We start from the raw sequence: 23,795 nt of genomic DNA on the forward strand, positions 1-23,795 counted from the left end.
CCATGCCGCAGATCCCCGCACACGAGCGCGTCACCGCCGCCATCCGCAATGCCGCAGGCAGCCATGGCGTCGCGCTGGTGCCCTTCATCACCGCCGGCTATCCCGAGCGCGCCGGCTTCATCCCGACCTTGCGGCTGCTCGCCGAGGTGGCCGACGTCATCGAGGTGGGCGTGCCCTTCAGCGACCCGATGGCCGATGGCGTCACCATCCAGCGCGCCAGCCGTGCGGCCATCGCCAGTGGCGTCTCGCTGCGCTGGATACTCGCCGAACTGAAGAAGGCGGGGGAGCTGCCGGCGCCGGTGGTGCTGATGAGCTACCTCAACCCCCTGCTGGCATTCGGCTACGAGAAGCTCGCCGATGCCGCCCGCGCGGCGCATGTGGGCGGCTTCATCGTCCCCGACCTGCCGCTGGAGGAAGCCGCGGAGTTCGATGCGCAGCTCGACGCGCGCGGCCTGGGCCTGATCCAGCTCGTCACGCCCGCCACCCCGGCCTCGCGCATGCAGCGGCTGTGCGCGGCCAGCCGTGGTTTCGTCTATGCCGTCACCATGCGCGGCACCACCGGTGGCGCGCGGGCCATGCCCGTGGAAACCGCCGGCTACCTGGACGGCGTCCGCGCCGCATCCCGGCTGCCGGTCTGCGCCGGCTTTGGCGTGCGCACCGCCGAGCAGGTACGCGCGCTCAGCGGGCACGCCGATGGCGTCATCGTCGGCTCCGCCCTGGTCGAGGAACTCGAGGCCCGGCGCGATCCCGTCGCCTTCCTCACGGCCTTGCGCAGCCGCCGTCACTGACCCCGGGCCGGAACATGGCGGCGGTTTCGCTGTCCCACGGACAGGAGCCGACCCGGAGCACCGCCATGGATGTCATCGACGCCGATACCGATCTCGAGCAGCTCATGCGCCGCTGGCACCACATCACCGAGTACTCGACGGCGGCGTGGACCGAGTTCCAGTCCCTGTGCGATGCCCTGCCGGCTTCGGATGCCCGGGTGGCCGCCGCGCAGGAGCGCTGGCGGAGCGCCGAAAGACAGCGCATGGAGCTGCTGGCAGCGATCGAGGAGATCGAAGAGGCGAGCGCGGCGTAGGCAAGCTCAAGAATTTGTTTTTATTTGAGTTTTTAGTCATCACCAAATTGACAGTGATGATATTGGTATGCGGTGCCGGCACCCGCTATAACGCCTGGGCGATGCTCTCGACGGCGTCTCGCGTCAGCGCCTCGGGGTTGGCCTTGCAGAACGTCGTGAGCTCGTCGCCCAGACGCTGGTAGGTCCAGGGCGAGCCCTTGCCGTCGGCCGCGTCGACCAGTTCCTGCAGCGACTTGCCCCTGGCCGCCTGCAGGTAGCCGGCGGCCCAGGTGATCAGCGAGTGACGACTGCCGAGCGGGGAGATGCGCACCATCTCGCTGAATACCTTGCAGGGGATCGCGCCGATGTCCGGGACGCCGCCCATTCCTCTGGGCATCTCCAGCTTCTCGGCCGGGGCACCACCCGCGGCAAGCAGCAGGACCAGTGCGGGCAGTGCGTGACGGAAAGACATCCGGGGCAGCTTCATGGGGCGGTATCCGTCCTTCATTCCGTGGCAACGCTGGCGCGGCGACCCAGCTCGGAGGGCTTCTTGGGCGCGATCAGCAGCATGTAGATCAGCAACAGCAGGGCAGCGGTCAGCGTCCCGGCCTCAAGCGGGTGCTTCCAGGGCTCGATGAACACCGCGTGGCCCATCCAGTCCATCTTCTCCATGATTTCCACGTTCACCCAGGCGATGTTGCCGACCGGGATGCCGTAGCGCAGGGCCGTGGCGGTGCGCTTGAACTGGAACAGCCGGGTAAGACAGTAGCCCGCCCAGGTCACGGCGACGAAGATCGACGCCATGTTGACGGCGACGTACAGCGTGCCCTTGCCCATCAGGCCCGGATCGAAGGTGAGCAGGTTCCAGGTGTAGCAGAACCAGGTGACGAAGATCGTCTCCATGAAGGTGATGATGGCGTAGTTGCGATCCTTGGCCGTCTTGGTGCTTGGCCCAAGACCCTCGACGAGGCCCAGCTTGTCCTGGAACCACAGGAACATGTTGCAGCGCGTGTCCTTGTCGAAGGTGTAGAAGGACAGCATCATGAGCAGCAGGCCCACCGTCGAGCCCATGATCATGTACTCGGGGTAGGTGCCGCTGACTTCCAGGCCGTCGGCGCCGCTCATCCGGGGCAGCATTCCCCAGTTCATGCGGCCGTACCACATGTAGAAGAACTCGATCCAGCACATCCAGACGATCAGGCCGGCGAAAAAGCCGATCCAGGTCTGGAAGGTTTCGTTCTTCGACTTCACCCCGTACCAGAGCATGATGATGCCGGTGAAGCCGAGCAACGGCGAAACCATCATGGTGGTCTCGCGCCCGAGGAGGTGCTCGATCAGCACCATGGCGGTGTGTCCGAGGCCCACGGCCAGGAACATCGCCACGAACGTGACGAGGCCGACGATGGGGGGCTTCCAGAGCTTCGACTTGGCGGGAGTCGGCTGGGCAATGGCTTTTGCTGCACTCATGCGACTGTCTCCGGTAGCTCGAGTTAACGCAACTTGGCGACGACGATGTCCTCTGCCTGGAAGTCTAGGCAGGCCGCGCAGCCGGGTGTGTCAACCGCAGGCAAACAGAATGCAACCCATGGCAATCGTCGGGTAGGCCCTGCTGTCATCTGGCCGGGACCAATGGGCTGGCGGAGCGCAGCACAGGGTGCCAGCACAGGGTGCCAGCACAGGGTGCCGGTGTTACGGTTTCGGTATTTGCGCGCGAGGCAACGGTCCAGCGCAGCATGAGGCGGTTACCGAAACCGTAACACCGGCACCCTGCGACCACCCTGCGACAGCGATGGAGTACCCCATGACCGACGCACCCGATACCACACGCCGCGAATTCATCCGCACCGGCGCCATGCTGGCTGGCGCGGCCCTGATGCCTCCCGGCGCCGTCGCTGCGGGTATCTCTCGCGGGGCGATGCGTGATTATCTGTCGCAGGACGCCACCGGGCTCGCCGCGCTGCTGAAGCGTGGTGAGGTATCCGCTGCCGAGCTGCTCGAGCTCGCGATCGCGCGCACCGAGGCCGTCAATCCCGCCATCAACGCCATCTGCCGCAAGCACTACGAGGCGGCCCGCGCGGCGCTGAAGTCGATCGACCCGAGGGCGCCGCTGGCCGGCGTGCCGTTCCTGCTGAAGGACCTCGGCGTGCAGCTGAAGGGCACGGTAACCAGCAACGGCTCGCGTTTCTTCGCGGACCGCGTGGCCACCCATACCAGCACGGTGGTGCAACGCTACCAGGCGGCAGGCCTCAACATCTTCGGCAAGACGGCCTCACCCGAGTTCGGCATGTTGCCGAATACCATCTCGACGCTGTGGGGCAGGACGCTCAACCCCTGGAACCCGGAGTATTCCGCGGGGGGCAGCTCGGGCGGTGCCGCTGCCGCCGTGGCCGCGGGCATCGTGCCTGTGGCGCACGCGACCGATGGCGGTGGCTCGATCCGTTTTCCGGCAGCCTTGTGCGGACTCGTCGGCCTGAAGCCCACGCGCGCGCGTACGCCACTCGGTCCCGACAAGAGCGAGGGCTGGGCCGGCCTCTCCTGCGGACATGTGGTCTCGCGTTCCGTGCGCGACACGGCGCTGCTGCTCGACCTCACGCAGGGCCCCGAGCCCGGTGCGGCCTACTGGCCGCCGGCGCCGGCGGGCCGCTATGTGAGCGAACTCGAACGCGAGCCCGCCCGGCTGCGCATCGCCGTCGTCACGCAGTCGCCGCTCGGCAGTGCCGTGCACCAGGACTGCCTCGATGCGGTGCGCAAGGCGGTCGACCTGTGCCGTTCGCTGGGCCACGAACTGCACGAGACCGTCCTGCCCGAGTCGTTCGTCCGCTATGCCGACAACGTCGGGCCGCTGCCACTCGTCGGCGCCAGCCTGCAGATCCGCGACCGTGCCCGTGAGCTCGGCCGGGAGCCCGGCGCGGAGGATCTCGAACCCGTGGTGCTCGCCGTGTACCACCAGTCCGCCAGGATCGGCGCCGTGGACTACGAAGCCGCACGCCAGGCGATACAACGCCTGGGCTTCGCGATGAGCCGCTTCATGCAGGACTTCGATGTGCTGCTGATGCCGGTTTCGCCACGCCCGCCGTGGAAGGTGGGCGATTTCACCCTCGACCTTCCCCTCGACAAGTTTCTCGCCAGCATGACGGGCTGCAGCGATTTCACCGTGCTCTACAACTGCACCGGCCAGCCCGCCATCACCCTGCCGCTGCACTGGAACGCTGCGGGCATGCCGGTCGGCACGATGTTCGGCGCCCGCTACGGCGACGAGGCGACGCTGCTGCGCCTGGCGGCTCAACTCGAGCGAGTGGCGCCGTGGGGTGGGCACATGAGTCCGCTGTTCGCGGAGGCGCTGCAAGGGTAGCCGCCGACGTCCGCGTCAGGGGCACCGGGTGCCGGTGTTACGGTTTCGGGGCACCCTTCTCGGGCACCTTTCCTCGGTCAGCCGATCCGGCCGCCGGGCAGATCCTCGCCCCGCTGCAGGGGTGGCTGCCGCTTGATGGCCGGATCGAAGGCATGGAAGGTGTGGCCGATCGTGGCGGGATCATCCAGACAGCGGACGACCAGGCGGGCGAGGTCGGCCCGGTTGATGACGCCCATGACGCTGCGGTCCTCGGTGAGCACGGCCGTTCCACTCGCCGGATCGTCGCCCATGCCGCCCGGCCGCAGGATGGTGTACTCGAGGCCGCTGGCCGTCAGGTAGTCTTCGCCCCGGGTCTTCTCATCGAGCACCGGGCCGAGGAATTCCAGCACCTTCGGGTGAACGCTCGGGCGGCTGTCGCCGGCGCCCACGGCGGTGACGAACACGAAGCGGCGGATGCCGGCCGCCCTGGCCGCATCCACGAGGTTGCGCGTGCCCTGGTAGTCGGGCCGCGGTTCGCCGCGCTTGCCGCCCACGGTGCAGACGATGGCGCGGAACGTCCCGGACGCCACCGCCGCCTGCACTGCCTGCGGATCCAGTACATCGCCGCGGCAGAGCCTGACCGGCAGCTGCTGCAGGTCCTGCAGGCCGGAAGTCGGCCGCACCAGGACGGTGACCGCCTCGCTTCGCGCGGCCAGCAGGCGCGCCACCTCGAGTCCGGTGCCACGGGTGGCGCCGGCAATCAATACTCCATCGGTCACCAGCACCTTTCGAGAGGGGTGGTGTTCAGTCAGCTCATGCGGCGCGGCGGCGGATCAGGCCCAGGGCAGCCATGCCACTGCCCAGCAGCCAGAGCGCGCCCGGCACGGGCACGGCTGCGACCACGTTGCGGGTGAAGGAGCAGCCGCCGGGGGCGCAACCGGTGGAGATGGAGAACAGATCCTCCTCCACTTCAGCCTCGTACATGTCGTTGTGCCCGTGGAGGGTCAGGCCCAAGCCCACGTTGAAAGCCTGGTAGGTGCCGGCTGGTGCATTGCCGCCGACTGGGGTGAGCCGGTACAGGAAAATGTCGGTGCTCTCTCCCGGGTTCAGCGTGCCGTTCCAGTCGAACCATCCATTGGGCGGGGGGGGGACATCCCACTGGTAGGCGGAGGTCGGGCCGCCGCAGCCGGGGGCCGCAAACGTGTCGTTGCAGGAGCGTCTAATGAACTGACTGACGTAGTCGTAGCTGTCGAACGGCACTTCGCCATACGGAGACACCTGCAGTTGCCCTGTTGCCGGGAAGGTGGCCGGGTTGATGCCGCCGAAGGAATCGATGGTGTTGTCATACACCAGCGGGTCGGATGCCGAATCCAGCGTCAGCGTCACCCAGACGTCGATGGCCTCGTTCGAGTTCACGGTGCCTGTCGGATCCCTGAATGTCAGCGTACCGATGATGGCCGCGTTCGCCGTGGCGCTGGCGGCCAGCAGCAGGATCGCCCCGAAGAGGCCCGAATGGATGCGCTTGATCATGATGGACTCCCACTGGTCGGCACTGGCATGCCTTGTTGTGATTTCTGGCGGGGAAGTCAGACAAATCTCCGGCCTTCTTCCAGAGGCCTTCGCTTCTTCCTGTCCGACGCTACCGTGTCCAGCAGCAGTGTGCGCCCCGGCGGGCTGGATCGTCAACCGCCTTGTGCATTCCAGGACATTGATCCGATTTGACTAAATGAGGATTCAGTTCGCGGGTCGCCCCGCCCAGAGGGCCACCAGCCCCGCGGCGCCCAGGCTCCATCCGATCCACTCCGGATCGATGCCGAGGCCGAGGAAGAGCACGCCGCTCACCAGCAGGCTGGCCCCGCATCCCAGCCAGTACCGTGAAGGCTCGCGCCCCGTGGCAGGGGCGCGGTTCCCGGGGGCCGCCTCGCTCGGTCCGGTGGCGGCGGCCGGGCCCCCTGCCGAATTGTTCTCGACGAATCGCCGCAGTGCGCCGGGCAGCTTCTCCAGCGCGTAGCGCAGGTCGGGCAGCTCGCGGCGCAGCCGCCGCAGCGTTGCCCGCGGGCCGGCCTGCTCGCGCACCCAGGCCTTGAGCACCGGGTAGCCGGTCTCCCAGAGGTCGAGTTCGGGGTAGAGCGCGCGGCCGAGGCCTTCGATCTGCACCAGGGTCTTCTGCAGCAACATCAGCTGGGGCTGCACCTCCATGTCGAACTGCCGCGCGGTCTGGAACAGGCGCAGCAGCACCTGGCCGAAGGAGATGTCCTTGAGCGGCTTGTTGAACACCGGCTCGCAGACCGAGCGGATCGCCGATTCGAACTCGTCCACGCGGGTGCCGGCCGGCACCCAGTGCGAGTCGAGGTGCAGCTGCGCCACGCGCTGGTAGTCACGGTCGAAGAAGGCGAGGAAGTTCTCGGCGAGGTAGCGGCGGTCCGCCTCACCCAGCGTGCCGACGATGCCGAAGTCCACCGCGCAGTACTTCGGATACTCGGGATCGCGCGCGTCGACGAAGATGTTGCCGGGGTGCATGTCGGCGTGGAAGAAGTTGTCGCGGAACACCTGGGTGAAGAATATCGCCACGCCGTTGGCGGCGAGCCGCGGGATGTTGACCTTCGCCGCCTGCAGCGCCGCCATGTCGTCGATGGGAATGCCGTGGATGCGTTCCATCACCATGACGCTCGGCCGGCAGTAGTCCCAGTACACCTGCGGCACGTACAGCTTGGGGTCGCCCTCGAAGTTGCGGCGCAGCTGCGCGGCGTTGGCCGTCTCGCGCATCAGGTCGAGTTCGTTGAGGATGGTCTTCTCGTACTCCGCCACGAGTTCCACCGGCCGCAGCCGGCGGCTGTCGCGCCACCAGCGCCCGGCGAGGCGCGCCACGGCGTAGAGCACCTCCAGGTCCTGCTCCACCTGCTCGCGAACCCGCGGGCGCAGGATCTTCACCACCACATCCTCGCCGCCCGGCAGCCGCGCCGCGTGCACCTGGGCAATGGAGGCGGCGGCCAGCGCCTGCTCCTCGAAGCTCGCGAAGACCTCGCTCGCCGGGCGGCCGTAGGCGCGGGCCAGCTCCGCCAGCGCCTGCTCCGACGGAAACGGCGGCACCTGGTCCTGCAGCTTCGCCAGCTCCACGCCGATGTCCGCGGGCAGCAGGTCCTGGCGGGTGGACACCGACTGGCCGAACTTCACGTAGATCGGCCCCAGCTCCTGCAGCGCCTCGCGCAGGCGCACGCCGCGCGGCCGCGCGGTGTCGCGGCCCAGCCAGTAGAACGGCCAGAGGTAGAGCAGGAAGCGGAACGGCCGGAACAGGTGGATCTGCACGATGAACTCGTCGAGCCCGTGCCGGAACAGCACGCGCTGGATGACGAGGAGGCGGAGGATGAGGCGAAGGCGCGGCATGGTCATGTTGCGGTCGGTTCCGGCTGCTCCGCGCAGAGGCATCGGCGCGGCGGGGGATACCCCCGAACGAAGCGAATGACGGGGAGCGGCTTCGGGGCTGTCGCCCGCCGCGCCCCCGTTGCCGTCAACGGCGCCTGTCCTCCTCCAGCCGGGCAAGCCGCGCCTCGGCGCGGTCCGCGTCCTCGGCCAGCGTGTCGACCGCCCGGGCGAAGGCCGCGAGTTCGCTGGCCGTCGCCACCACGCGCGCCTCGTCCTGCAGGTATCCGGAAACACTGCGCGCCACGCTGCGCCCGGCATCCGCGCCCCAGCTGCCGGCCGCGCGCGCCGCATTGCCCGCCTGCCGCGCCAGCGGGTCGCCCACCAGGCGCGCGAGCTCCTCCTCGAGGTCCGGGGCAGCGAAGCGCAGCAGGTCGCGGAACCGGCCGGCGATATCGGTGTCGCCCGTCATCCGCACCGCGCCTTCGCGGACCGCGGCCTGCGGGTCCTCGCGCAGCAGCCGGCCCAGCCCGAGCAGGGTGCCGCTCAGGGTGGCATCCGGCGCGGCACCGTCAGGCAGCGCCAGGTCGATGCGTCCGCCGCTGACCTTGAGCCGCAGGTCGAGGGGCGTGCCCTCTATGCAGAGGCCGAGGATCCGTCCCTCGAGCCCCTGCGCCAGTGCCTGGGCGCTGGTCGACTGCGCCAGGCCGCGGTTGAGCAGCAGCGCGAAGGGGCGGAACAGCATCTCGGCCAGCATGACCCGCGGTCCTCAGTAACGGAAGCCGAGGTGCAGCGCGACGATGCCGCCACTCAGGTTGTGGAAGCGGCAGTCCTCGAGCCCGGCGTCGGCCATCATCCGGCGCAGCGTCTCCTGGTCCGGATGCATGCGGATCGACTCGGCGAGGTAGCGATAGCTGGCCTCATCATCCGCCACCATGCGACCCAGCCACGGCAGGATCCTGAACGAGTAGCTGTCGTAGACCGGCGCCAGCAGCGGCAGCGCGGGCCTCGAGAACTCCAGCACCAGCAGGCGGCCGCCCGGACGCAGCACGCGCGCCATGCTGCGCAGTGCCGCGGCCTTGTCGGTGACGTTGCGCAGCCCGAAGGCGATGGTGACGCAGTGGAAGCTCTCCGGCGCGAAGGGCAGCCGCTCGGCATCGGCCTGGACGCAGCGGACATTGCCGACGAAGCCGCGGTCGACGAGACGCTGGCGACCCCTGGCCAGCATGGCGGCATTGATGTCGGTGAGGACGACACGGCCCTCGCGGCCCACCTGCCGGCAGAGGCCGGCGGCGATGTCGCCGGTGCCGCCGGCGACATCGAGCGCCGCCTGGCCGGGACGCAGGCCGGTGCGGGCCAGCGCGAAGCGCTTCCAGAGCCGGTGCAGGCCGCCGGACATGAGGTCGTTCATCAGGTCGTAGCGGTCGGCGACGGAGTCGAAGACCTCGCGGACCCTGCCGGCCTTCTCGGCGACTGGGACGGTCTGGTAGCCGAAATGAGTGGTGTCGGACACGGCGGACAGTTTACTCAATTCCCGGAGGAGCCAGCCGCGATGGCACCGGCCGGCACCGCGGGGCGCACGGCAGCTGCCGCGAAGCCGTTCCCGGTGCGCGATTCAGAGGATGTACCGGCTGAGGTCCTGGTTCTTCGCCAGGTCGCCGAGGTGCTGGTCGACGTAGGCGGCGTCCACCGTCAGCGCCTGGCCGCCGCGGTCGGCCGCTTCGAAGGAGACCGACTCCAGCAGGCGTTCCAGCACGGTGTGCAGGCGGCGGGCGCCGATGTTCTCCATCTGCTGGTTGGCGTGGTGGGCAATCTCGGCGAGGCGCCGCACGCCATCGGCCGCGAAGGCCACGCCCATGCCCTCGGTGGCGAGCAGCGCCGTGTACTGCGCGCAGAGCGAGGCATCCGGTTCGGTGAGGATGCGCACGAAATCGTCCGCGGTCAGCGAGGCGAGCTCGACGCGGATCGGGAAGCGGCCCTGGAGCTCGGGCACCAGGTCCGAGGGCTTGGAGGCATGGAAGGCCCCCGAGGCGATGAACAGCACATGGTCGGTGCGCACCATGCCGTACTTGGTGCTGACGGTGCAGCCCTCCACCAGCGGCAGCAGGTCGCGCTGCACGCCCTCGCGGGAGACATCCGCGCCGCCGATGGTCTCGCCGCGCCGGGCAACCTTGTCGATCTCGTCGATGAAGACGATGCCGTTCTGCTCGACGTTGCGCAGCGCCTCGGCCTTGATCTCCTCGTCGTTGACCAGGCGCGCGGCCTCCTCGTCCACCAGCAGGTCCAGCGCATCGCGTACCTTGAGCTTGCGCACTTTCCGGCGCTGCGCGCCGAGGTTCTGGAACAGCCCCTGCAGCTGGCTGGTCATCTCCTCCATGCCGGGCGGCGCCATGATCTCCACGCCCGCCGGCACCGCCCGCAGCTCGATCTCGATCTCGCGATCGTCGAGCTGGCCCTCGCGCAGCATCTTGCGGAATTTCTGCCGGGTCTCCGACTCGCGGCCGCCGCCCGGCGCCTGGCCGGCACCGAAGCCGCCCGGGGGTGGCGGCAGCAGCGCGTCGAGCACGCGGTCCTCGGCGGCATCCTCGGCGCGGTGGCGCACCCCCGCGGTGGCGGTCTCGCGCGTCAGTTTCACCGCCGCGTCCGCCAGGTCGCGGATGATGCTGTCGACGTCGCGCCCGACATAGCCGACCTCGGTGAACTTGGTCGCCTCGACCTTGACGAAGGGAGCGTTGGCGAGGCGTGCGAGGCGGCGCGCGATCTCGGTCTTGCCGACGCCGGTGGGACCGATCATCAGGATGTTCTTCGGCGTGATCTCCTGGCGCAGCGGCTCGGCCACCTGCATGCGCCGCCAGCGGTTGCGCAGCGCGATGGCGACGGCGCGCTTGGCCTGGTCCTGGCCGATGATGTGCTTGTCGAGTTCCTGGACGATCTCGCGCGGGGTCATCTGCGACATGGCTGCTCCCTGGCCCGGCGCGCAGCTAGCGCGGCAGGGTCTCGATGACGATGTTGCTGTTGGTGTAGATGCAGATGCCGGCGGCGATCTCCAGCGCATGGCGCACGATCTCGGCGGCGGCGAGCCGGGTGTGGTCCAGCAGTGCGCGCGCGGCAGCCTGGGCGTAGGGGCCGCCGGAGCCGATGGCCATGAGGTCGTCCTCGGGCTCGATGACATCGCCGTTGCCGGAGATCACCAGCGACTTCTCCATGTCGGCGACGCAGAGCAGCGCCTCCAGGCGGCGCAGGCGGCGGTCGGTGCGCCAGTCCTTGGCCAGCTCGATGGCCGAGCGGGTGAGGTTGCCGTGCTGGGTCAGCTTGGCCTCGAAGAGCTCGAACAGGGTGAAGGCATCGGCCGTGCCACCGGCGAAGCCGGCGATCACCTTGCCCTCGGCCAGCTGGCGGACCTTGCGCGCATTGGCCTTCATGACGGTGTTGCCGAGGGTGACCTGGCCGTCGCCACCGATGGCGACCACGCCGTTGCGGCGCACGGAGACGATGGTGGTGCCGTCGAACTGCTGCATCGGGGGAACTCGCTGGGCTGGCGGCGGGGGTGAAAATGCTACACGACCTGCCGCCCAGGTCGGGACGAATCGGTGGCATTCAATGGGCCGGCGGCAGAATAAAGGCAGCGGGGCCCACGAGGGGCCCCGCTGCGTCAGGCTCGGATTGACAGCCGCTCAGGGCTGGGTCTTGCCTGCACCATCCCCTTGCTTCTGCTGCCAGCGGTCGCGCATCTGCTGCTTGCGCTGCTCGCACTTGGCCGGATCGGCGTCGCACTTCGCTTTCATCTCCTGCATGCGCTGCTTGCGCTCCTCGCGCTGCTTCTGGCATTCGGCGGGATTCTTCCTGCACCATTCCTCGCGCTCGGCACGCTTGGCCTTCATCTTCTCGCACTCGGCCGGGTTCTTCCTGCACCATTCCTCGCGGTTCTGGCGCATCTCGGCGCACTTCTCCGGGTTCTTCTGACACCACTCCTGTGCCTGCGGCATGTTTGGCGGCGCCGCGTCATCGGCCCACAGGGCCGGCGGCGCCAGCGCCAGCAGGGCGGTCATGGAAACAGACGTGATCAGGGTCCTGGCTGACATGGGGTCTCCTTGGGGTTGGCAGCCGGCGCAGCATCTCCATGTGCTGCCGGTTCCGGCCGCATGGGACAGGAACGGCCCGGGCCCGCGGCGGTTGACCGGAGCGGGCCGCCCCGGGCACGGGCGCCGTCATGGCCTGGAGGGCTTGCGCGCCCTGGGGTGGGCCTTGTCGTAGACCTGCGCGAGGTGCTGGAAGTCCAGGTGGGTGTAGATCTGCGTGGTGCTGATGTTGGCGTGTCCCAGCATTTCCTGCACGGCGCGCAGGTCGCCGCTGGATTCGAGCAGGTGGCTGGCGAAGCTGTGGCGGAACAGGTGCGGGTGCACGCGCTGGCCGAGGCCCGAGCGCCGCGCCCAGTAGGCGACCCGTGCCTGCACCGAACGCGGGTTGATGCGCCGGCCACGAACGCCGGTGAACACCGCGCGCTCCCCCGCGGCAGCCATGCCGGCGCGCTCCCGCAGCCAGCCGGCCACCGCCTCGCGCGCGGCACGGCCCACCGGCACCAGCCGCGTCTTGCGGCCCTTGCCGGTGACGCGCACCAGGCCGTCGCCGAGATCGATGTCACCGAGGTCCAGACCCACCAGCTCGGCGAGGCGCAGCCCGGAGGAGTACAGCAGCTCGAGCATGGCGCGGTCGCGCAGGGTCACCGGGTCATCGCCGCGCATCTGCAGCAGGTGGCCCATCTGGTCCACGTCCAGCGTGGCCGGCAGGCGGCGTGCGGCGCGGGGTGCCGACACGCCAACGCCGGGATTGGCGTTGATCTCGCCCTCGCGCAGCAGGTAGCGCAGGAAGCTGCGGGCGCCGGACAGCCGGCGCTGGATGCTGCGCGGGTTCAGGCCGCTGCCGTGGCTGGTGGCGGCGAAGCGGCGCAGGTGGTGGACCTTGAGGTCACGCCAGGCGGCGATGCCCTCGCGATCGCAGAACTCGGCGAGACAGGCGAGGTCGCGCCGGTAGGCGCTGGCAGTGTGCGGGGAGAGGCGGCGCTCGAGCTGCAGGTGGCTGAGGAAGCGCTCCACCCTGTTCCACTCGGCGGGTTCCATTGGCCCTGACCTGCGCCGGCCCGCGTCGGCTGTTGCGCCGTCCTGCCTAGTGCAGGCTCAGCGCACAGGCGGTGAGTTCGCCCAGCCGTGCCAGGAAATCGATGCTCTTGGCCGGGTGGAAGTGCTCGGGATTGCGGCTGCCGATGGCGAGGAAGCCGAACTCCGAGCGCGGGCCGAGCGGCACCAGCGCCATCGACTGCATGTCCGCTCCCGGGCCGAAGAGGAAATCGCGCTGCGCCTCGCGCAGGCGCGAGCAGCGTGGCGCGGAGGTCTGCAGGAAGGACTTGAACGGGCCGAGGGCCGGGTCTTCGCGGTGCACGACCCGAACGAAACCCGAATGGCCCTGCGCCAGGCCGGGGACGCTGTCGAACAGCACCAGCGCCGCCTGGTCGACGGCGAAGCCCTCGCGCAGCTGTTCGTCGAGGATGTCGATGACGTTCTCGCGGCTGCGCGAGCGCATCAGCAGCAGCGCCAGCGCATGGATGCGGCTGGCGAGGCGGTCGTTGCCGTGGGCCACCTCCACCAGTTCCTTCAGCCGCGTCTCCATGGCCAGGCTGCGCTGGCGCAGCACGTCGAGCTGGCGCTCCACCAGGGAAATGGCGCCGCCGGTGGTGCGGTGGGGCAGGCGCAGGCCGGAGAGCAGGGTGAGGTTGCGCTCGAAGAAGTCGGGGTGGGCCTTGAGATAGCCGGCGACGGATTCCTCGGCGATTTCCGGGTACTCGAGCTGCGTGACCGAACTCATATGTCCACCGTCCCCTCGAATGCGGTAATCGCTTCACCGGTGAGCCAGACGGGAGTGTCGGCTCCATCCCAGCGCACGATCAGCTCGCCGCCCGGAAGGCTGACTTGAACCCGCGGCGCGAGCCAGCCGGCGCGCTGGCCGACCACCGCCGCTGCGCAGGCGCCGGTGCCACAGGCCCGGGTCTCGCCCACACCGCGCTCGAAAACGCGGAGCCGGATGTGTTCCGGGTCGAGCACCTGCATGAAACCGATGTTAGCACGGTTTGGAAAGCGCTCGTGGCGCTCCAGCGCGGCACCGAGCGTGTCGACGGGCGCATCGCCGACGTCGTCCACGCGCAGCACCGCGTGCGGATTGCCGAGCGAGACGACGCGCAGCTCGACATTGCGCCGGCCCACCTTCAGCTTGTAGCTCGCGGCCTCGGCGTCCGCCAGGAATGGCAGGCTCGCGGGATCGAAGCGCGGCACGGCGATCTCCACGCTGACCAGGCCGTTGTGCTCGAGACGCGCGCGCGACGTGCCGCCGCGGTGCTGGAGCACCAGCGAGCCAGAGCCCTCGCCGCCCACCAGCCGGGCGATGCAGCGGGCGCCGTTGCCACACTGCTCGGCCTCCGAACCATCGGTGTTGAAGATGCGGTAGTAGGTTGCGGCGCCGGCGATGTGCGGCTTCTCCAGCCACAGCAGCTGGTCGAAGCCGATGCCGGTCTTGCGATCGGCGAGGGCGCGGATGACCTGCGCCGCGGGTGGCGCGCCATTGCCGGCACGCACGACGACGAAATCGTTGCCGAGGCCGTGCATCTTCGTGAAGGGAATGCGCATGGGTCCGTTCCGCGACTGGCCGGTCATTATATCGGCATGGACTTTTGTCAAATGCCCCATTACCTTCTAGATCCCCGGCGCGGAGCCGGGGGCCGCCGCCCGGCTACCACGCTGCGGCCGGCGGGCCGACGCCGGGCAACCAGGGAAGAACAACGATGCGGCATATCATGGTGCTCAACGCCAAGGGCGGCTGCGGGAAAAGCACGATCGCCACCAACCTGGCCAGCTACTTCGCGACGCAGGACAAGCGCGTGGTGCTGGCCGACTACGATCCCCAGCGCTCGAGTCTCGACTGGCTGGCCAGGCGGCCGGCGGACCGGGCACCCATCGAGGGCCTGGAGGCCTACAAGCAGGGGCTGCGCGGCACGCCGCGCAATGCCGAGGTGGTGGTCATCGATGCCCCGGCCCGCGTCCACGGCCCGGAACTCACCGAGATGGTGCGCCATGCGGAGACCATCATCGTGCCGGTGCTGCCCTCGACCATCGATATCAGCGCCGCGGCCAAGTTCCTCGAGGACCTGACCGACGTCGGCCGTGTCGAGCGCCGCGAGGTGCGCATCGCGGTGGTGGGCAACCGGGTGCGGGAGAACACGCTGATCGCCGGCGAGCTCGACGAGTACCTCGATGGCCTGAAGACGCCTTACCTGACCAAGCTGCGGGAGGCGCAGAACTACATCCGTGCCTATACCCGCGGGCTCGGCATCTTCGAGCTGCCGGAGTACCTGGCCTGGCCCGACTGGGAGCAGTGGGAGCCGCTGCTCGACTGGCTCGGCAGCCGGCGCAGCCGCCCCGTCGTCGCCGCCTGAGGCCGCCGCGCGCCTAGCGCGTGCCGGCCGACGTGGCCGGCATCGCCGCCTTCGGGCCCGCGGTGCTGAGCGCCAGGCCGCGCTGCCAGGCGCGGGCCGCGGCCTCTCGATCGCCGATGCGTTCCAGCAGCTGGCCCAGGGCGGCGCAGGCCTCCGGGGTGGGCCGGATCGACAGGCTGGTCTCCAGGTAGCTGCGCGCCTTGCCCCAGAGCTGGTTGCGGAACGAGAGCCGGCCGACGCTGAGCAACAGGTCCGGATCCTCGGGCCGTTCGCGCAGGAAGGCCTCGGCATTCTTCAGGTGCTGTGCGGCCTCGGGCACCGGCAGCTCGCCGTAGAGCCGGATCAGGCCTGCGTCCCAGCGCTCACGCAGCGCCCGGCGGACCTCGGTCTCCGCGGTCGCCACCGCGCCGCAACGTGCCAGGGTCCGGGCCCTTGCCAGCACCAGGCGCGGCTCGCTTCGCAGTCCCTTCGGCACTTCGTCCCACAGGCCGTCGAGGCCGGCCTCGTCCAGCGCGGGATCGGCCAGCAGCGCCTCGAAGGCATCCGTGGCCCAGCGGTTGAGCTTGGCCTGCGGCAGCGGCGGTGTCGCGCGCAGCGCCGGCAGCAGATCCAGCAGCGCGCGCCAGTCCTGCCGGCGCCAGTAGAGGGCCGCGAGGAGCTTCAGCGCCTGGGCATGCTTCGGGTTGTGCTCGCGGATGCGGTTGAGCGTGGCCAGCGCCTGGTCGAAGGACTGGTCATCCATCTGCATCTCGGCCTGGGCCAGCAGCACGGCGTCGGCCGCGGCCGGTTCCTGCTCGTAGGCCATGCGCAACCAGCCATCGCGGCGATCCGGGTCGTTGCGCTGGTGGGCGAGCCGGGCCGCCGCCAGGTAGTTCATCAGCGGCGCGCCGCTGCGGCGGGCGCCGCGGGTGAGCAGGCGTTCGCCCTGGTCGAGCTTGCCCGCGGCGATGGCAATGTAGCCGCGGGTGGCCTGGCGGCCGGCCCAGCGCACGCGCGCCCGCGCGGTGGCCTCGCCCAGCTGCCGCGGCACGCGCCAGAGCCAGGCGAACAGACGCACCGCCAGGTAGGCCAGCACCAGCAGGGCGAGGGCGATCGGCACCGACATCTCGATGACGTAGCCCTGGAAGCTGACCAGGACGTAGCCGTTGTCCTGCAGGAGGAAATGCCCGGCCAGTGCCCCGAGGGCCAGCGCCAGCGCAATGGCCAGCCCGCCCTTCATGGCGTGGACCCGCGCTCCCGCAGACGCGTCAGCTCCGCCAGCGAGGCGGAGATGTCCGGCAGGGCATCCGGCAAGGCCGTGCCGGCGATGGCATCGAGCGAGGCCAGCGCCGCGGCCCCGCCGGCGCTGTCGGTGTCGTAGTACTGCAGGAGCTGGCGGCGGGCTTCCGCCAGCGAGGCACGGAAGGCGCGCGGCTCGTTCCTCAGCAGCGCCAGCCGCGCGATCTGCAGCTCGATGCCGAGGCTGCGCGCCACCAGGTCGCCGGTCTCGGCGGTCACCGCGGTGGCCGGCGGCGTATCCGTGCGGCGCACGCTGACGACGCTGAAGAAGGCGCTGCGCAGGGTTGCCAGCGCACGCTCCGTGCCGGTCAGCTCCGCGGGAGCCCGCGCGGCCTCCGGCCGGAACTCCACCGGCGCCTGCCGCTGCGGCAGCTGGCGCAGCTGCGTCGCCAGGGCGTCGAGCTTCAGCACCAGGCCTTCGGCATCCACCGCCGGCACCGCGCGCAGGGCGGCCTGCTCGCTGGCGATGAGCTTGCGCACCGGCAGCAGGCGCGGGTCGCCCGCATCGCGCAGGTACTCATCGGCGATGGCCAGCGCCTTCAGCGCACTGCCGCTGTTGCCGGCGAGATTCTCCTGGGCATTGGCGATGCGCAGGAAGTAGGCGGCCTGGTCCACCAGCCAGGCATTGCGCGCATGGTCGCCACCGGGCAGCTTGGCCAGCGCCTCGTCGAGGCGGTCGATCCTGGCGGCGATGCTCTCCTGGCTGGTGCCGGCCGGGCCCAGGCGCGTGGCCAGGCGGCCGAGGTCCTCGCGCTCGCGGCTGACACGATCTTCGAGCGAGCCCAGGCGACGCTGCAGCTTCGCCAGCTCGTCGCGCTGGCCGCGCTCCGGCTCGCGCCCGCCGCGGCCGAACCACTGCGCAGCGGCGGCCGCCAGGGCGATGACGACGATGAGCGTGACGAGCCGCCCGAAGCGTCGGCCGCGATCCGGTGGAGGGGCGTTGTCGCTCGTTCCGCTCATGGCGCGAAGCCCGTGTGGCTGCGAAGACGCCGTCATTCTGCCACGGCGCTGCGGCGACGTCGGCATGGAGGGCCCCGGGGCCCGCCGTCCTCGCGGCGCTCAGCCGCGGCGGAACGCGCGCGCCACCAGCACCGCCATCTTGTGCTCGAACAGCACCAGCGTCACGCCCGCCAGCACCAGCGCCGCACCCGCCGTGCCGGACCAGCTGACCGGCTCGTCCAGCACCAGGCTGCCGAGCAACAGCGCGATTACCGGGTTGACCACCGCATAGGTGGTGACCTTCTCCGCGGGCCAGCGTGTCAGCAGCCAGAGGTAGCTGGACTGCGCGAGGATGCTGCCGAAGACCGCGAGGAAGGCCAGCGCCAGCCAGCCGGCCGGCGCCACGGTGTCGAGGCGCAGCCCCGAGAACTCCCCGTGCAGCAGTGCCGCCAGGCAGAGAAAGGCGCCTCCGGCGGCGAACTGGCCACAGCCCAGCGCCAGCAGGCGCTGGCGAGGCACCGCTCCGCGCTGTACCAGTGTGCCGATGCTCCAGGCCGTCACCGCGACCGCCAGCGAGACCATGTAGCCGAGCCCCCGCAGGCCCGTGGTCGATGCCGTCTGGCTGACGATGAGCCCCACGCCACAGACGCCGACGACCAGGCCGATGCCGGTCCAGATGCGGGGCCGGCGCCGGTTGAAGAAGCCCCAGTCGAGCAGCGTCACGCAGATCGGGATCGTCGAGTTCAGCAGCGCGGCGATGCCCGAGGGCACGCCCTGCATGGCGAACACCGTGAAGCCGTTGCCCAGTCCACAGAGCAGGACGCCGCTGACGATCACCGTGCGGGCCGGCAGGCCGGCCAGCGGCTTCGGTCCGCGCAGCCGGAGCAGGCCGTAGAGCAGTGCCGCGGCCAGCAGGAAGCGCATGGCGGCCGACAGGAACGGCGGCAGGTCCCGCAGCACGATGGCAATCGCGAGGTAGGTGGTGCCCCAGACGACGAGGATGCACAGGAAGGCGAGCGCGATGCGCACGCCGGGTGCAGCGGGTTCGGCCATCGGCAGGGGTCTCGGTGGGACTCTGGTGGCGCCTGGGGCGGCACGGCCGCTCCGGTCGGGGCCCGCATGGTACACCGGTGCTCAGCCCGCCCCCACGCGCAGGCAGCCGTTGCGCAGGTTCAGGGCTTCCGCAACCTGCGCGGCGGACACCTCCGCGGTCGCCGCGAGGTCGGCCACCGTGCGCGCCAGCCGCAGGACGCTATCGCAGGCCCGGTGCGACAGCTGCAGCCGGGCGGCTGCGCTCTCCAGCAAGCCGACGCCCGCGGCCACCGGCATGCAGTGCTCGCGGATCTCCGGCGGTGCCAGCGCGGCGTTGGGTTTTCCGGCCCGGCGCATCTGCAGGACGCGCGCCGCGGCCACCCGTGCGGCAACCAGCGCGGAGGACTCCGTGGCCCCGGCGGCCTGGCTGCCGACGAGCTGGATCGCCGAGCGGCCCACCGGCAGGCGGATGTCGAGCCGGTCGAGGAACGGGCCGGACAGTCGCTCCTGGTAGCGCCGCACCTGGTCCGGCGAGCAGCGGCAGGGGCGGGTGGGGTCGCCGTGGAAGCCGCAGGGGCAGGGATTCATGGCTGCCACCAGCTGGAAGCGGGCGGGGAATTCCAGGGTGCGGGCGGCGCGGGCCACGGCGATGCGGCCGGTTTCCAGCGGCTCGCGCAGGGCTTCCAGCGTGCCGCGCGAAAATTCCGGCAACTCGTCGAGGAACAGCACGCCGTGGTGCGCCAGCGATATCTCGCCCGGCCGCGGCCAGCTGCCGCCGCCGACCAGGGCGGCCGTGGTGGCCGTGTGGTGTGGCGCGCGGAATGGCCGGATCGCCCAGGCGCGTGGCAGCGGGCTGCCGGCCAGCGAACCGAGCGCGGCGCTCTCGACGGCTTCTTCCTCGGTCATCGGCGGCAACAGGCCGGGCAGGCGACGCGCCAGCATGCTCTTGCCGGTCCCTGGCGGCCCGACAAAGAGGATGTTGTGCCCGCCGGCCGCGGCGATTTCCAGCGCCCGCTTCGCCAGCGGCTGGCCGTGGATGTCGCCCAGGTCCTCCACGGCGCCAGCCGCGCCGTCGCCGGCAGCCGCAGGCTGCGGCAGCGTGTCGTCGCCCTGGATGAAACGCAGCACCGCAGCCAGGTGATCAGCCAGCCTGATGTCGGCGCCGCGCAGCAGCCCCGCCTCGGCGGCACAGCCCGCGGGCACCACCGCGGTCCGTCCGGCGCGCCGCGTCGCGAGCAGCGCGGGCAGCAGGCCGGTCACCGGGCGCAGGCTGCCGGTGAAGGCGAGTTCTCCCAGCAGTTCCAGCCCGCCCAGGCGTGCCGCCCGGATCTGGCCCGATGCCGCGAGCACGCCCACGGCGATGGCGAGGTCGAAGCGTCCGCCGCTCTTCGGCAGGTCCGCCGGCGCGAGGTTGACGACGATCTTCCGGCCCGGGAACTCGAAGCCGCACTGGCCGATCGCCGCACGGACCCGCTCGCGGCTTTCCTTCACGGTGGTCTCGGCGAGGCCGACGATGCCGAGCCCCGGCAGGCCGCCGCTCAGGCAGACCTCGACGTTGACTTCCGGTGCCTCGAGGCCGAGTTCGCCACGGGTGATGGCGCAGGCCAGGCGCACCGGCTGCCCTCCGTGTTGCCGCGCGTCAGTGGGCCTGCGGCGGATGGCTCTCCAGGTCGGCGATGCGCTCTTCCAGCGCCTTGAGCTTCTCGCGGGTGCGCTCCAGCACGCGCTGCTGCACGTCGAATTCCTCGCGCGTCACCAGGTTCATGCGCGAGAGCCCGCCTTCCAGCAGGGCGCGGAAATTCTGCTCCATGTCGGCCTGCATGGCCCGCACGCCGGATGGCACGCTGGCGGCGAGCTTGCGGGCGAGTTCCTCGATCAGCTTGGTGTCCATCGCTTCCTGACTCCTCTGTTGGCTCTCGCCGCTGCGGCTGCCCCGGGACCGGGCACAGGGCCGGCGCTGCGCCCTGCGCTGGTGCATCCCCGCTCGCCTGTGCGGGCTTGCGCAGGCGGAATCCGGCCCGTGGCGCGCCATTGTCGCCACCCGGGATGCCTGGCACGAAACCTGCAAACAGCCGTTCCGACCTGGCCGCATCCTGCCAATCCCGGCAGCCGGCAGCAATACGGACAAAGGACCGGATCGATGAGGAAATGTCTTTCCGCCCTGGCGATCGCCCTCGCTGCCGCGCCGGTCGCGCAGGCGGCCGAGTTCACGGCGAACATCGGCTTCATGAGCGATTACATCTTCCGTGGCATCCACCAGGCCGATTCCGTCGCCATGGGCGGTCTCGACCTGAAGCAGGACGGCTTCTATGCCGGCAGCTGGGCTGCGGACGTGGACCAGGGCATGGAGGTCGACGCCTACGGCGGCTACAACGGCAGCGCCGGGGACTTCAGCTATGGCGCCGGCGTCACCGGCTACTACTACACCGACGACTTCGACGACACCTACCAGGAAGTCAACCTGAGCGGCGGCTACAAGCTGTTCAGCGTCAGCGCCGCCTTCGGCGAGTACGACAACTTCGCGGGCCGCATCGAGCCGGGCAACACACAGCCCAACAGGAAGCTCGACTACAGCTTCATCTCGCCGCGCCTGGACTACAAGGGCTTCTACGGCCTGGCGGGCATCTTCGGCAACGATTTCGACGGCGAGTACTACGAGGCAGGCTACGGCAGCCGCTTCGCGCCGATCGGCCTCGACTACAGGGTTGCCGTCATCCACAGCACGAAGGACCTGCTGGGCGACACCGATGGCGACGGCCGTGCGGATGACGACACCCGCCTGGTCATCAGCGTCAGCAAGACCTTCAGCCTCAACCCCTAGGCAGCCGCAAGGAGGACCCGGCGTGAAGCTCATCACCGCAATCATCAAGCCCTTCCGCCTCGACGATGTCCGCGAGGCCATCGGCGAGGTCGGCGTGCAGGGCATCACCGTCACGGAAGTGAAGGGTTTCGGCCGCCAGCGCGGCCACACCGAGCTCTACCGGGGCGCCGAGTACGTGGTGGATTTCCTGCCCAAGGTGAGGCTGGAGATCGCGGTGGCCGACGAGCTGCTGGACCAGGCGCTGGAGGCCATCATCAAGGCCGCCCGTACCGGCAAGATCGGCGACGGCAAGATCTTCGTCAGCGGCCTCGACGAGGTCATCCGCATCCGCACCGGCGAGACCGGCGCGGAGGCACTGTAACCACGGTGGCGCCGCGGGGCGCACCGCAACCGGCAGGAGCAGGACTGTGAAGATTCGCACATGGATGAACCGGATCGGGCCCGGCCTGGCGCTGGCCCCGGTCCTGTGGCTGGCGCCGCTGGTGGCACTGGCGGGCGAGGCTCCCGTGCCGGACAAGGGCGACACCGCGTGGCTGCTCACCTCGACCATGCTGGTCATCCTCATGACCATCCCGGGCCTGGCGCTCTTCTACGGCGGCATGGTCCGCTCCAAGAACGTGCTCTCGGTACTGATGCAGGTGTTCATCACCTTCTGCGTCATGGTGCTGCTGTGGGCCATCTACGGCTACAGCATTGCCTTCACCCAGGGCAACGCCTTCTTCGGCGGCTTCGACCGGCTGTTCATGTCGGGCATGACGCCGGAATCCGTGGTGGCCACCTTCTCCAAAGGCGTGGTGGTCCCGGAGATGGCCTACTTCGCCTTCCAGGCGACCTTCGCCGCCATCACGCCCTGCCTGGTGGTCGGCGCCTTCGCCGAGCGCATGAAGTTCTCGGCCGTGCTGCTGTTCCTGGTGCTGTGGTTCAGCTTCGCCTACCTGCCGGTTGCGCACATGGTCTGGTTCTGGGCGGGCCCGGATGCCTACACGGACGCCGCCGCGGCCGAAGCCGCCACGGCGACCGCCGGGTTCATCTTCCAGAAGGGCGCGCTCGACTTCGCCGGCGGCACGGTGGTGCACATCAACGCCGGCATCGCCGGCATCGTCGGTGCGCTGTTCGTCGGCAAGCGCGTCGGCTACGGCCGCGTGCCCATGCCGCCGCACAACCTGCCCATGGTGATGATCGGCACCTCGCTGCTGTGGGTCGGCTGGTTCGGCTTCAATGTCGGCTCCAACCTGGAGGCCAACGGGCTGGCCGCGCAGGTGTTCGCCAACACCCTGCTCGCCACCGCTGCCGCGGCACTGTCCTGGTCATTCGCGGAGTGGTTCTGGCGGGGCACGCCCACCATGCTCGGCGCGGCATCGGGCGCCGTCGCCGGACTGGTGGCCATCACGCCCGCCTGCGGCTGGGTCGGCCCCATGGGTTCCATCGTCATCGGCCTGGCCGCCGGGATCGTCTGCGTGCTGGCCGTCACCAGGCTGAAGGCGGCGCTGGGCTATGACGACTCGCTGGACGTATTCGGCGTGCACTGCGTCGGCGGCATTCTCGGGGCGCTGCTGACCGCGGTGTTCTGCAACCCCGCGCTGGGCGGCACCGGTGTCTACGACTACGCCGCCAATGCCGTGGCCGCGTACTCCACGGCGGCCCAGTTCGGCAGCCAGCTCTGGGGCGTGCTGGTCACCATCCTCTGGTCGGCGATCGTCGCCGGCGCGGCCTATGCCCTCGTCGACGCCACCATCGGCCTGCGGGTCACGGAGGACGAGGAACGCCAGGGCCTGGACACCGTGTCCCACGGCGAGAGTGCCTATACCTGAGTCTCCCGGAACGGGGCCAGCCGGGCAGGGCCGGCCCCGGACATCGCGCCAATCCGGGCGTACTGGCTGCTTTTGCGTGACGGGGTTCAAACTCCCCGGGCCGGCCGCGATGGCATAATGAAATGTGTCGCGGGCGGCAGCTGCCGCTCCTGCGCCGGTTGGAATCACGAGGGCGTTCACCATGAAAGCCGTTGCCGTCTGCTCCACGGTCATTGCGTCCGTTTTCCTTGCCGGGCTGGCTGCCCGCGCCGTCGCCGCCGATCAGGGTGCCGTGTACCAGTGGGTGGACAAGGACGGTACGCCGCACTACCAGGACCGTCCGCCGGAAGGCACCAATGCCGGCCAGTCGGCCACGGAGATGAACCTGCGTTACCGGATGACGGACTCCGAGGCCATGGCCGCGGCGGCGCAGAAGAAGGCCGGGCTGGACAGCGCGGCGGAGCTGCGCAAGGCGCAGCAGGCCGGGGACAAGAAGGCCGATGCCGACGACCGCGAGCAGGTCAAGGGCGAGCGCGAGAAGGGCTGCGAGCAGGCCCGCGAGAAGCTGCAGAAATACGAGACGGCGCACCGGCTGTACCGGCCGGGTGCCGATGGCCAGCGCCAGTACCTGAGTGACGAGGAAATCGATGCTGCCCGCGCTGAGGCTCGCAAGTCCGTGGCCGACTGGTGCTCGGAGTGATCCG

At 70.0% G+C, this 23,795-nt stretch carries 26 protein-coding genes; 8 read left to right on the forward strand and 18 right to left on the reverse strand.

Annotation, left to right across the window (positions count from 1 at the left end; all coding sequences use genetic code 11):
• The first annotated feature begins 2 nt into the window (after window positions 1–2).
• Both HRU81_13095 and HRU81_13100 read left to right on the forward strand, forming a co-directional pair.
• Window positions 3–788 carry a tryptophan synthase subunit alpha gene (locus HRU81_13095; protein ID QOJ32979.1) on the forward strand — a complete coding sequence of 262 codons (786 nt, stop codon included), beginning with the start codon at window positions 3–5 and terminating at the stop codon, window positions 786–788.
• 65 nt (window positions 789–853) lie between these two features.
• Window positions 854–1,081: a hypothetical protein gene (locus tag HRU81_13100; GenBank protein ID QOJ32980.1), complete on the forward strand. Its 228-nt coding sequence runs from the start codon at window positions 854–856 to the stop codon at window positions 1,079–1,081.
• Between the two features lie 85 nt (window positions 1,082–1,166).
• Here the strand turns inward: HRU81_13100 and HRU81_13105 are convergent, their stop codons facing one another.
• Together HRU81_13105 and HRU81_13110 are read right to left on the reverse strand one after the other, a co-directional pair.
• Window positions 1,167–1,547 carry a hypothetical protein gene (locus tag HRU81_13105; protein ID QOJ32981.1) on the reverse strand — a complete coding sequence of 127 codons (381 nt, stop codon included), beginning with the start codon at window positions 1,545–1,547 and terminating at the stop codon, window positions 1,167–1,169.
• Between the two features lie 17 nt (window positions 1,548–1,564).
• Window positions 1,565–2,527, reverse strand: coding sequence for a hypothetical protein (locus tag HRU81_13110; GenBank protein QOJ32982.1), 963 nt, complete (start codon window positions 2,525–2,527; stop codon window positions 1,565–1,567).
• Between the two features lie 334 nt (window positions 2,528–2,861).
• Between HRU81_13110 and HRU81_13115 the strand changes: the two genes are divergently transcribed.
• On the forward strand, window positions 2,862–4,412 hold the full coding sequence (locus HRU81_13115) for an amidase (protein ID QOJ32983.1): 1,551 nt from the start codon (window positions 2,862–2,864) through the stop codon (window positions 4,410–4,412).
• 77 nt (window positions 4,413–4,489) lie between these two features.
• Here HRU81_13115 and HRU81_13120 read toward each other — a convergent pair whose 3' ends face one another.
• The 11 genes from HRU81_13120 to dapF all read right to left on the reverse strand — a co-directional run bounded on the left by HRU81_13120 (window position 4,490) and on the right by dapF (window position 14,425).
• Window positions 4,490–5,170 (reverse strand): SDR family oxidoreductase, encoded by a 681-nt coding sequence (locus tag HRU81_13120; GenBank protein ID QOJ32984.1) that lies wholly within the window; start codon window positions 5,168–5,170, stop codon window positions 4,490–4,492.
• Between the two features lie 34 nt (window positions 5,171–5,204).
• Entirely contained in the window at window positions 5,205–5,921 is a 717-nt protein-coding gene (locus HRU81_13125) for a hypothetical protein (protein ID QOJ32985.1), read from the reverse strand.
• Window positions 5,922–6,125: 204 nt separating this feature from the next.
• Window positions 6,126–7,781, reverse strand: a complete 1,656-nt coding sequence (gene ubiB / locus HRU81_13130; GenBank protein ID QOJ32986.1) for a ubiquinone biosynthesis regulatory protein kinase UbiB — start codon at window positions 7,779–7,781, stop codon at window positions 6,126–6,128.
• A gap of 118 nt (window positions 7,782–7,899) precedes the next feature.
• Window positions 7,900–8,508 carry an SCP2 sterol-binding domain-containing protein gene (locus HRU81_13135; GenBank protein ID QOJ32987.1) on the reverse strand — a complete coding sequence of 203 codons (609 nt, stop codon included), beginning with the start codon at window positions 8,506–8,508 and terminating at the stop codon, window positions 7,900–7,902.
• Window positions 8,509–8,520: 12 nt separating this feature from the next.
• Entirely contained in the window at window positions 8,521–9,282 is a 762-nt protein-coding gene (ubiE, locus tag HRU81_13140; GenBank protein ID QOJ32988.1) for a bifunctional demethylmenaquinone methyltransferase/2-methoxy-6-polyprenyl-1,4-benzoquinol methylase UbiE, read from the reverse strand.
• 84 nt (window positions 9,283–9,366) lie between these two features.
• The gene (hslU, locus tag HRU81_13145; protein ID QOJ32989.1) at window positions 9,367–10,707 is read right to left on the reverse strand and encodes an ATP-dependent protease ATPase subunit HslU; all 1,341 of its coding nucleotides are present in this window, start codon (window positions 10,705–10,707) and stop codon (window positions 9,367–9,369) included.
• 25 nt (window positions 10,708–10,732) lie between these two features.
• Complete coding sequence (gene hslV, locus HRU81_13150) at window positions 10,733–11,269, reverse strand: ATP-dependent protease subunit HslV (GenBank protein ID QOJ32990.1); 537 nt, start codon at window positions 11,267–11,269, stop codon at window positions 10,733–10,735.
• A 156-nt stretch (window positions 11,270–11,425) separates the two neighbouring features.
• Window positions 11,426–11,833, reverse strand: a complete 408-nt coding sequence (locus tag HRU81_13155) for a hypothetical protein (GenBank protein QOJ32991.1) — start codon at window positions 11,831–11,833, stop codon at window positions 11,426–11,428.
• A 126-nt stretch (window positions 11,834–11,959) separates the two neighbouring features.
• Window positions 11,960–12,868, reverse strand: a complete 909-nt coding sequence (gene xerC / locus HRU81_13160) for a tyrosine recombinase XerC (GenBank protein ID QOJ32992.1) — start codon at window positions 12,866–12,868, stop codon at window positions 11,960–11,962.
• 46 nt (window positions 12,869–12,914) lie between these two features.
• Window positions 12,915–13,610 (reverse strand): DUF484 family protein, encoded by a 696-nt coding sequence (locus HRU81_13165; protein ID QOJ32993.1) that lies wholly within the window; start codon window positions 13,608–13,610, stop codon window positions 12,915–12,917.
• On the reverse strand, window positions 13,607–14,425 hold the full coding sequence (dapF, locus tag HRU81_13170) for a diaminopimelate epimerase (protein ID QOJ32994.1): 819 nt from the start codon (window positions 14,423–14,425) through the stop codon (window positions 13,607–13,609). Before dapF ends, HRU81_13165 begins: the two co-directional genes overlap by 4 nt.
• A 155-nt stretch (window positions 14,426–14,580) precedes the next feature.
• Here dapF and HRU81_13175 point away from each other — a divergent pair, with 155 nt between their 5' ends.
• The gene (locus HRU81_13175) at window positions 14,581–15,231 is read left to right on the forward strand and encodes a ParA family protein (GenBank protein QOJ32995.1); all 651 of its coding nucleotides are present in this window, start codon (window positions 14,581–14,583) and stop codon (window positions 15,229–15,231) included.
• A gap of 13 nt (window positions 15,232–15,244) precedes the next feature.
• Here the strand turns inward: HRU81_13175 and HRU81_13180 are convergent, their stop codons facing one another.
• From HRU81_13180 to HRU81_13200, 5 genes are all read right to left on the reverse strand, one after another.
• Complete coding sequence (locus HRU81_13180) at window positions 15,245–16,450, reverse strand: heme biosynthesis protein HemY (protein QOJ32996.1); 1,206 nt, start codon at window positions 16,448–16,450, stop codon at window positions 15,245–15,247.
• Window positions 16,447–17,469: a uroporphyrinogen-III C-methyltransferase gene (locus HRU81_13185; protein ID QOJ32997.1), complete on the reverse strand. Its 1,023-nt coding sequence runs from the start codon at window positions 17,467–17,469 to the stop codon at window positions 16,447–16,449. Before HRU81_13185 ends, HRU81_13180 begins: the two co-directional genes overlap by 4 nt.
• A gap of 99 nt (window positions 17,470–17,568) precedes the next feature.
• Entirely contained in the window at window positions 17,569–18,501 is a 933-nt protein-coding gene (locus HRU81_13190; GenBank protein QOJ32998.1) for an EamA family transporter, read from the reverse strand.
• Window positions 18,502–18,582: 81 nt separating this feature from the next.
• Entirely contained in the window at window positions 18,583–20,094 is a 1,512-nt protein-coding gene (locus HRU81_13195) for a YifB family Mg chelatase-like AAA ATPase (protein QOJ32999.1), read from the reverse strand.
• A gap of 25 nt (window positions 20,095–20,119) precedes the next feature.
• Window positions 20,120–20,371 carry an accessory factor UbiK family protein gene (locus tag HRU81_13200; GenBank protein ID QOJ33000.1) on the reverse strand — a complete coding sequence of 84 codons (252 nt, stop codon included), beginning with the start codon at window positions 20,369–20,371 and terminating at the stop codon, window positions 20,120–20,122.
• A 249-nt stretch (window positions 20,372–20,620) separates the two neighbouring features.
• Here HRU81_13200 and HRU81_13205 point away from each other — a divergent pair, with 249 nt between their 5' ends.
• The 4 genes from HRU81_13205 (at window position 20,621) to HRU81_13220 (ending at window position 23,791) form a co-directional block, all read left to right on the forward strand.
• Window positions 20,621–21,301: a hypothetical protein gene (locus HRU81_13205; GenBank protein QOJ33001.1), complete on the forward strand. Its 681-nt coding sequence runs from the start codon at window positions 20,621–20,623 to the stop codon at window positions 21,299–21,301.
• Window positions 21,302–21,323: 22 nt separating this feature from the next.
• Window positions 21,324–21,662 (forward strand): P-II family nitrogen regulator, encoded by a 339-nt coding sequence (locus tag HRU81_13210; protein QOJ33002.1) that lies wholly within the window; start codon window positions 21,324–21,326, stop codon window positions 21,660–21,662.
• A 64-nt stretch (window positions 21,663–21,726) separates the two neighbouring features.
• The gene (locus tag HRU81_13215; GenBank protein QOJ33409.1) at window positions 21,727–23,112 is read left to right on the forward strand and encodes an ammonium transporter; all 1,386 of its coding nucleotides are present in this window, start codon (window positions 21,727–21,729) and stop codon (window positions 23,110–23,112) included.
• A gap of 181 nt (window positions 23,113–23,293) precedes the next feature.
• Window positions 23,294–23,791 carry a DUF4124 domain-containing protein gene (locus HRU81_13220; GenBank protein QOJ33003.1) on the forward strand — a complete coding sequence of 166 codons (498 nt, stop codon included), beginning with the start codon at window positions 23,294–23,296 and terminating at the stop codon, window positions 23,789–23,791.
• The last annotated feature ends 4 nt before the right edge of the window (window positions 23,792–23,795 follow it).

The organism is Gammaproteobacteria bacterium, from assembly GCA_015709695.1.
Lineage (GTDB): Bacteria > Pseudomonadota > Gammaproteobacteria > Steroidobacterales.

Coding starts and splice junctions, on each gene's coding strand:
- HRU81_13095 (QOJ32979.1), top strand. CDS start 3: ATGCCGCAGATCCCCGCACACGAGCGCGTCACCGCCGCCATCCGCAAT.
- HRU81_13100 (QOJ32980.1), top strand. CDS start 854: ATGGATGTCATCGACGCCGATACCGATCTCGAGCAGCTCATGCGCCGC.
- HRU81_13105 (QOJ32981.1), bottom strand. CDS start 1,547: ATGAAGCTGCCCCGGATGTCTTTCCGTCACGCACTGCCCGCACTGGTC.
- HRU81_13110 (QOJ32982.1), bottom strand. CDS start 2,527: ATGAGTGCAGCAAAAGCCATTGCCCAGCCGACTCCCGCCAAGTCGAAG.
- HRU81_13115 (QOJ32983.1), top strand. CDS start 2,862: ATGACCGACGCACCCGATACCACACGCCGCGAATTCATCCGCACCGGC.
- HRU81_13125 (QOJ32985.1), bottom strand. CDS start 5,921: ATGATCAAGCGCATCCATTCGGGCCTCTTCGGGGCGATCCTGCTGCTG.
- ubiB (QOJ32986.1), bottom strand. CDS start 7,781: ATGACCATGCCGCGCCTTCGCCTCATCCTCCGCCTCCTCGTCATCCAG.
- HRU81_13135 (QOJ32987.1), bottom strand. CDS start 8,508: ATGCTGGCCGAGATGCTGTTCCGCCCCTTCGCGCTGCTGCTCAACCGC.
- hslU (QOJ32989.1), bottom strand. CDS start 10,707: ATGTCGCAGATGACCCCGCGCGAGATCGTCCAGGAACTCGACAAGCAC.
- hslV (QOJ32990.1), bottom strand. CDS start 11,269: ATGCAGCAGTTCGACGGCACCACCATCGTCTCCGTGCGCCGCAACGGC.
- HRU81_13155 (QOJ32991.1), bottom strand. CDS start 11,833: ATGTCAGCCAGGACCCTGATCACGTCTGTTTCCATGACCGCCCTGCTG.
- xerC (QOJ32992.1), bottom strand. CDS start 12,868: ATGGAACCCGCCGAGTGGAACAGGGTGGAGCGCTTCCTCAGCCACCTG.
- HRU81_13165 (QOJ32993.1), bottom strand. CDS start 13,610: ATGAGTTCGGTCACGCAGCTCGAGTACCCGGAAATCGCCGAGGAATCC.
- dapF (QOJ32994.1), bottom strand. CDS start 14,425: ATGCGCATTCCCTTCACGAAGATGCACGGCCTCGGCAACGATTTCGTC.
- HRU81_13175 (QOJ32995.1), top strand. CDS start 14,581: ATGCGGCATATCATGGTGCTCAACGCCAAGGGCGGCTGCGGGAAAAGC.
- HRU81_13180 (QOJ32996.1), bottom strand. CDS start 16,450: ATGAAGGGCGGGCTGGCCATTGCGCTGGCGCTGGCCCTCGGGGCACTG.
- HRU81_13185 (QOJ32997.1), bottom strand. CDS start 17,469: ATGAGCGGAACGAGCGACAACGCCCCTCCACCGGATCGCGGCCGACGC.
- HRU81_13190 (QOJ32998.1), bottom strand. CDS start 18,501: ATGGCCGAACCCGCTGCACCCGGCGTGCGCATCGCGCTCGCCTTCCTG.
- HRU81_13200 (QOJ33000.1), bottom strand. CDS start 20,371: ATGGACACCAAGCTGATCGAGGAACTCGCCCGCAAGCTCGCCGCCAGC.
- HRU81_13205 (QOJ33001.1), top strand. CDS start 20,621: ATGAGGAAATGTCTTTCCGCCCTGGCGATCGCCCTCGCTGCCGCGCCG.
- HRU81_13215 (QOJ33409.1), top strand. CDS start 21,727: ATGAACCGGATCGGGCCCGGCCTGGCGCTGGCCCCGGTCCTGTGGCTG.
- HRU81_13220 (QOJ33003.1), top strand. CDS start 23,294: ATGAAAGCCGTTGCCGTCTGCTCCACGGTCATTGCGTCCGTTTTCCTT.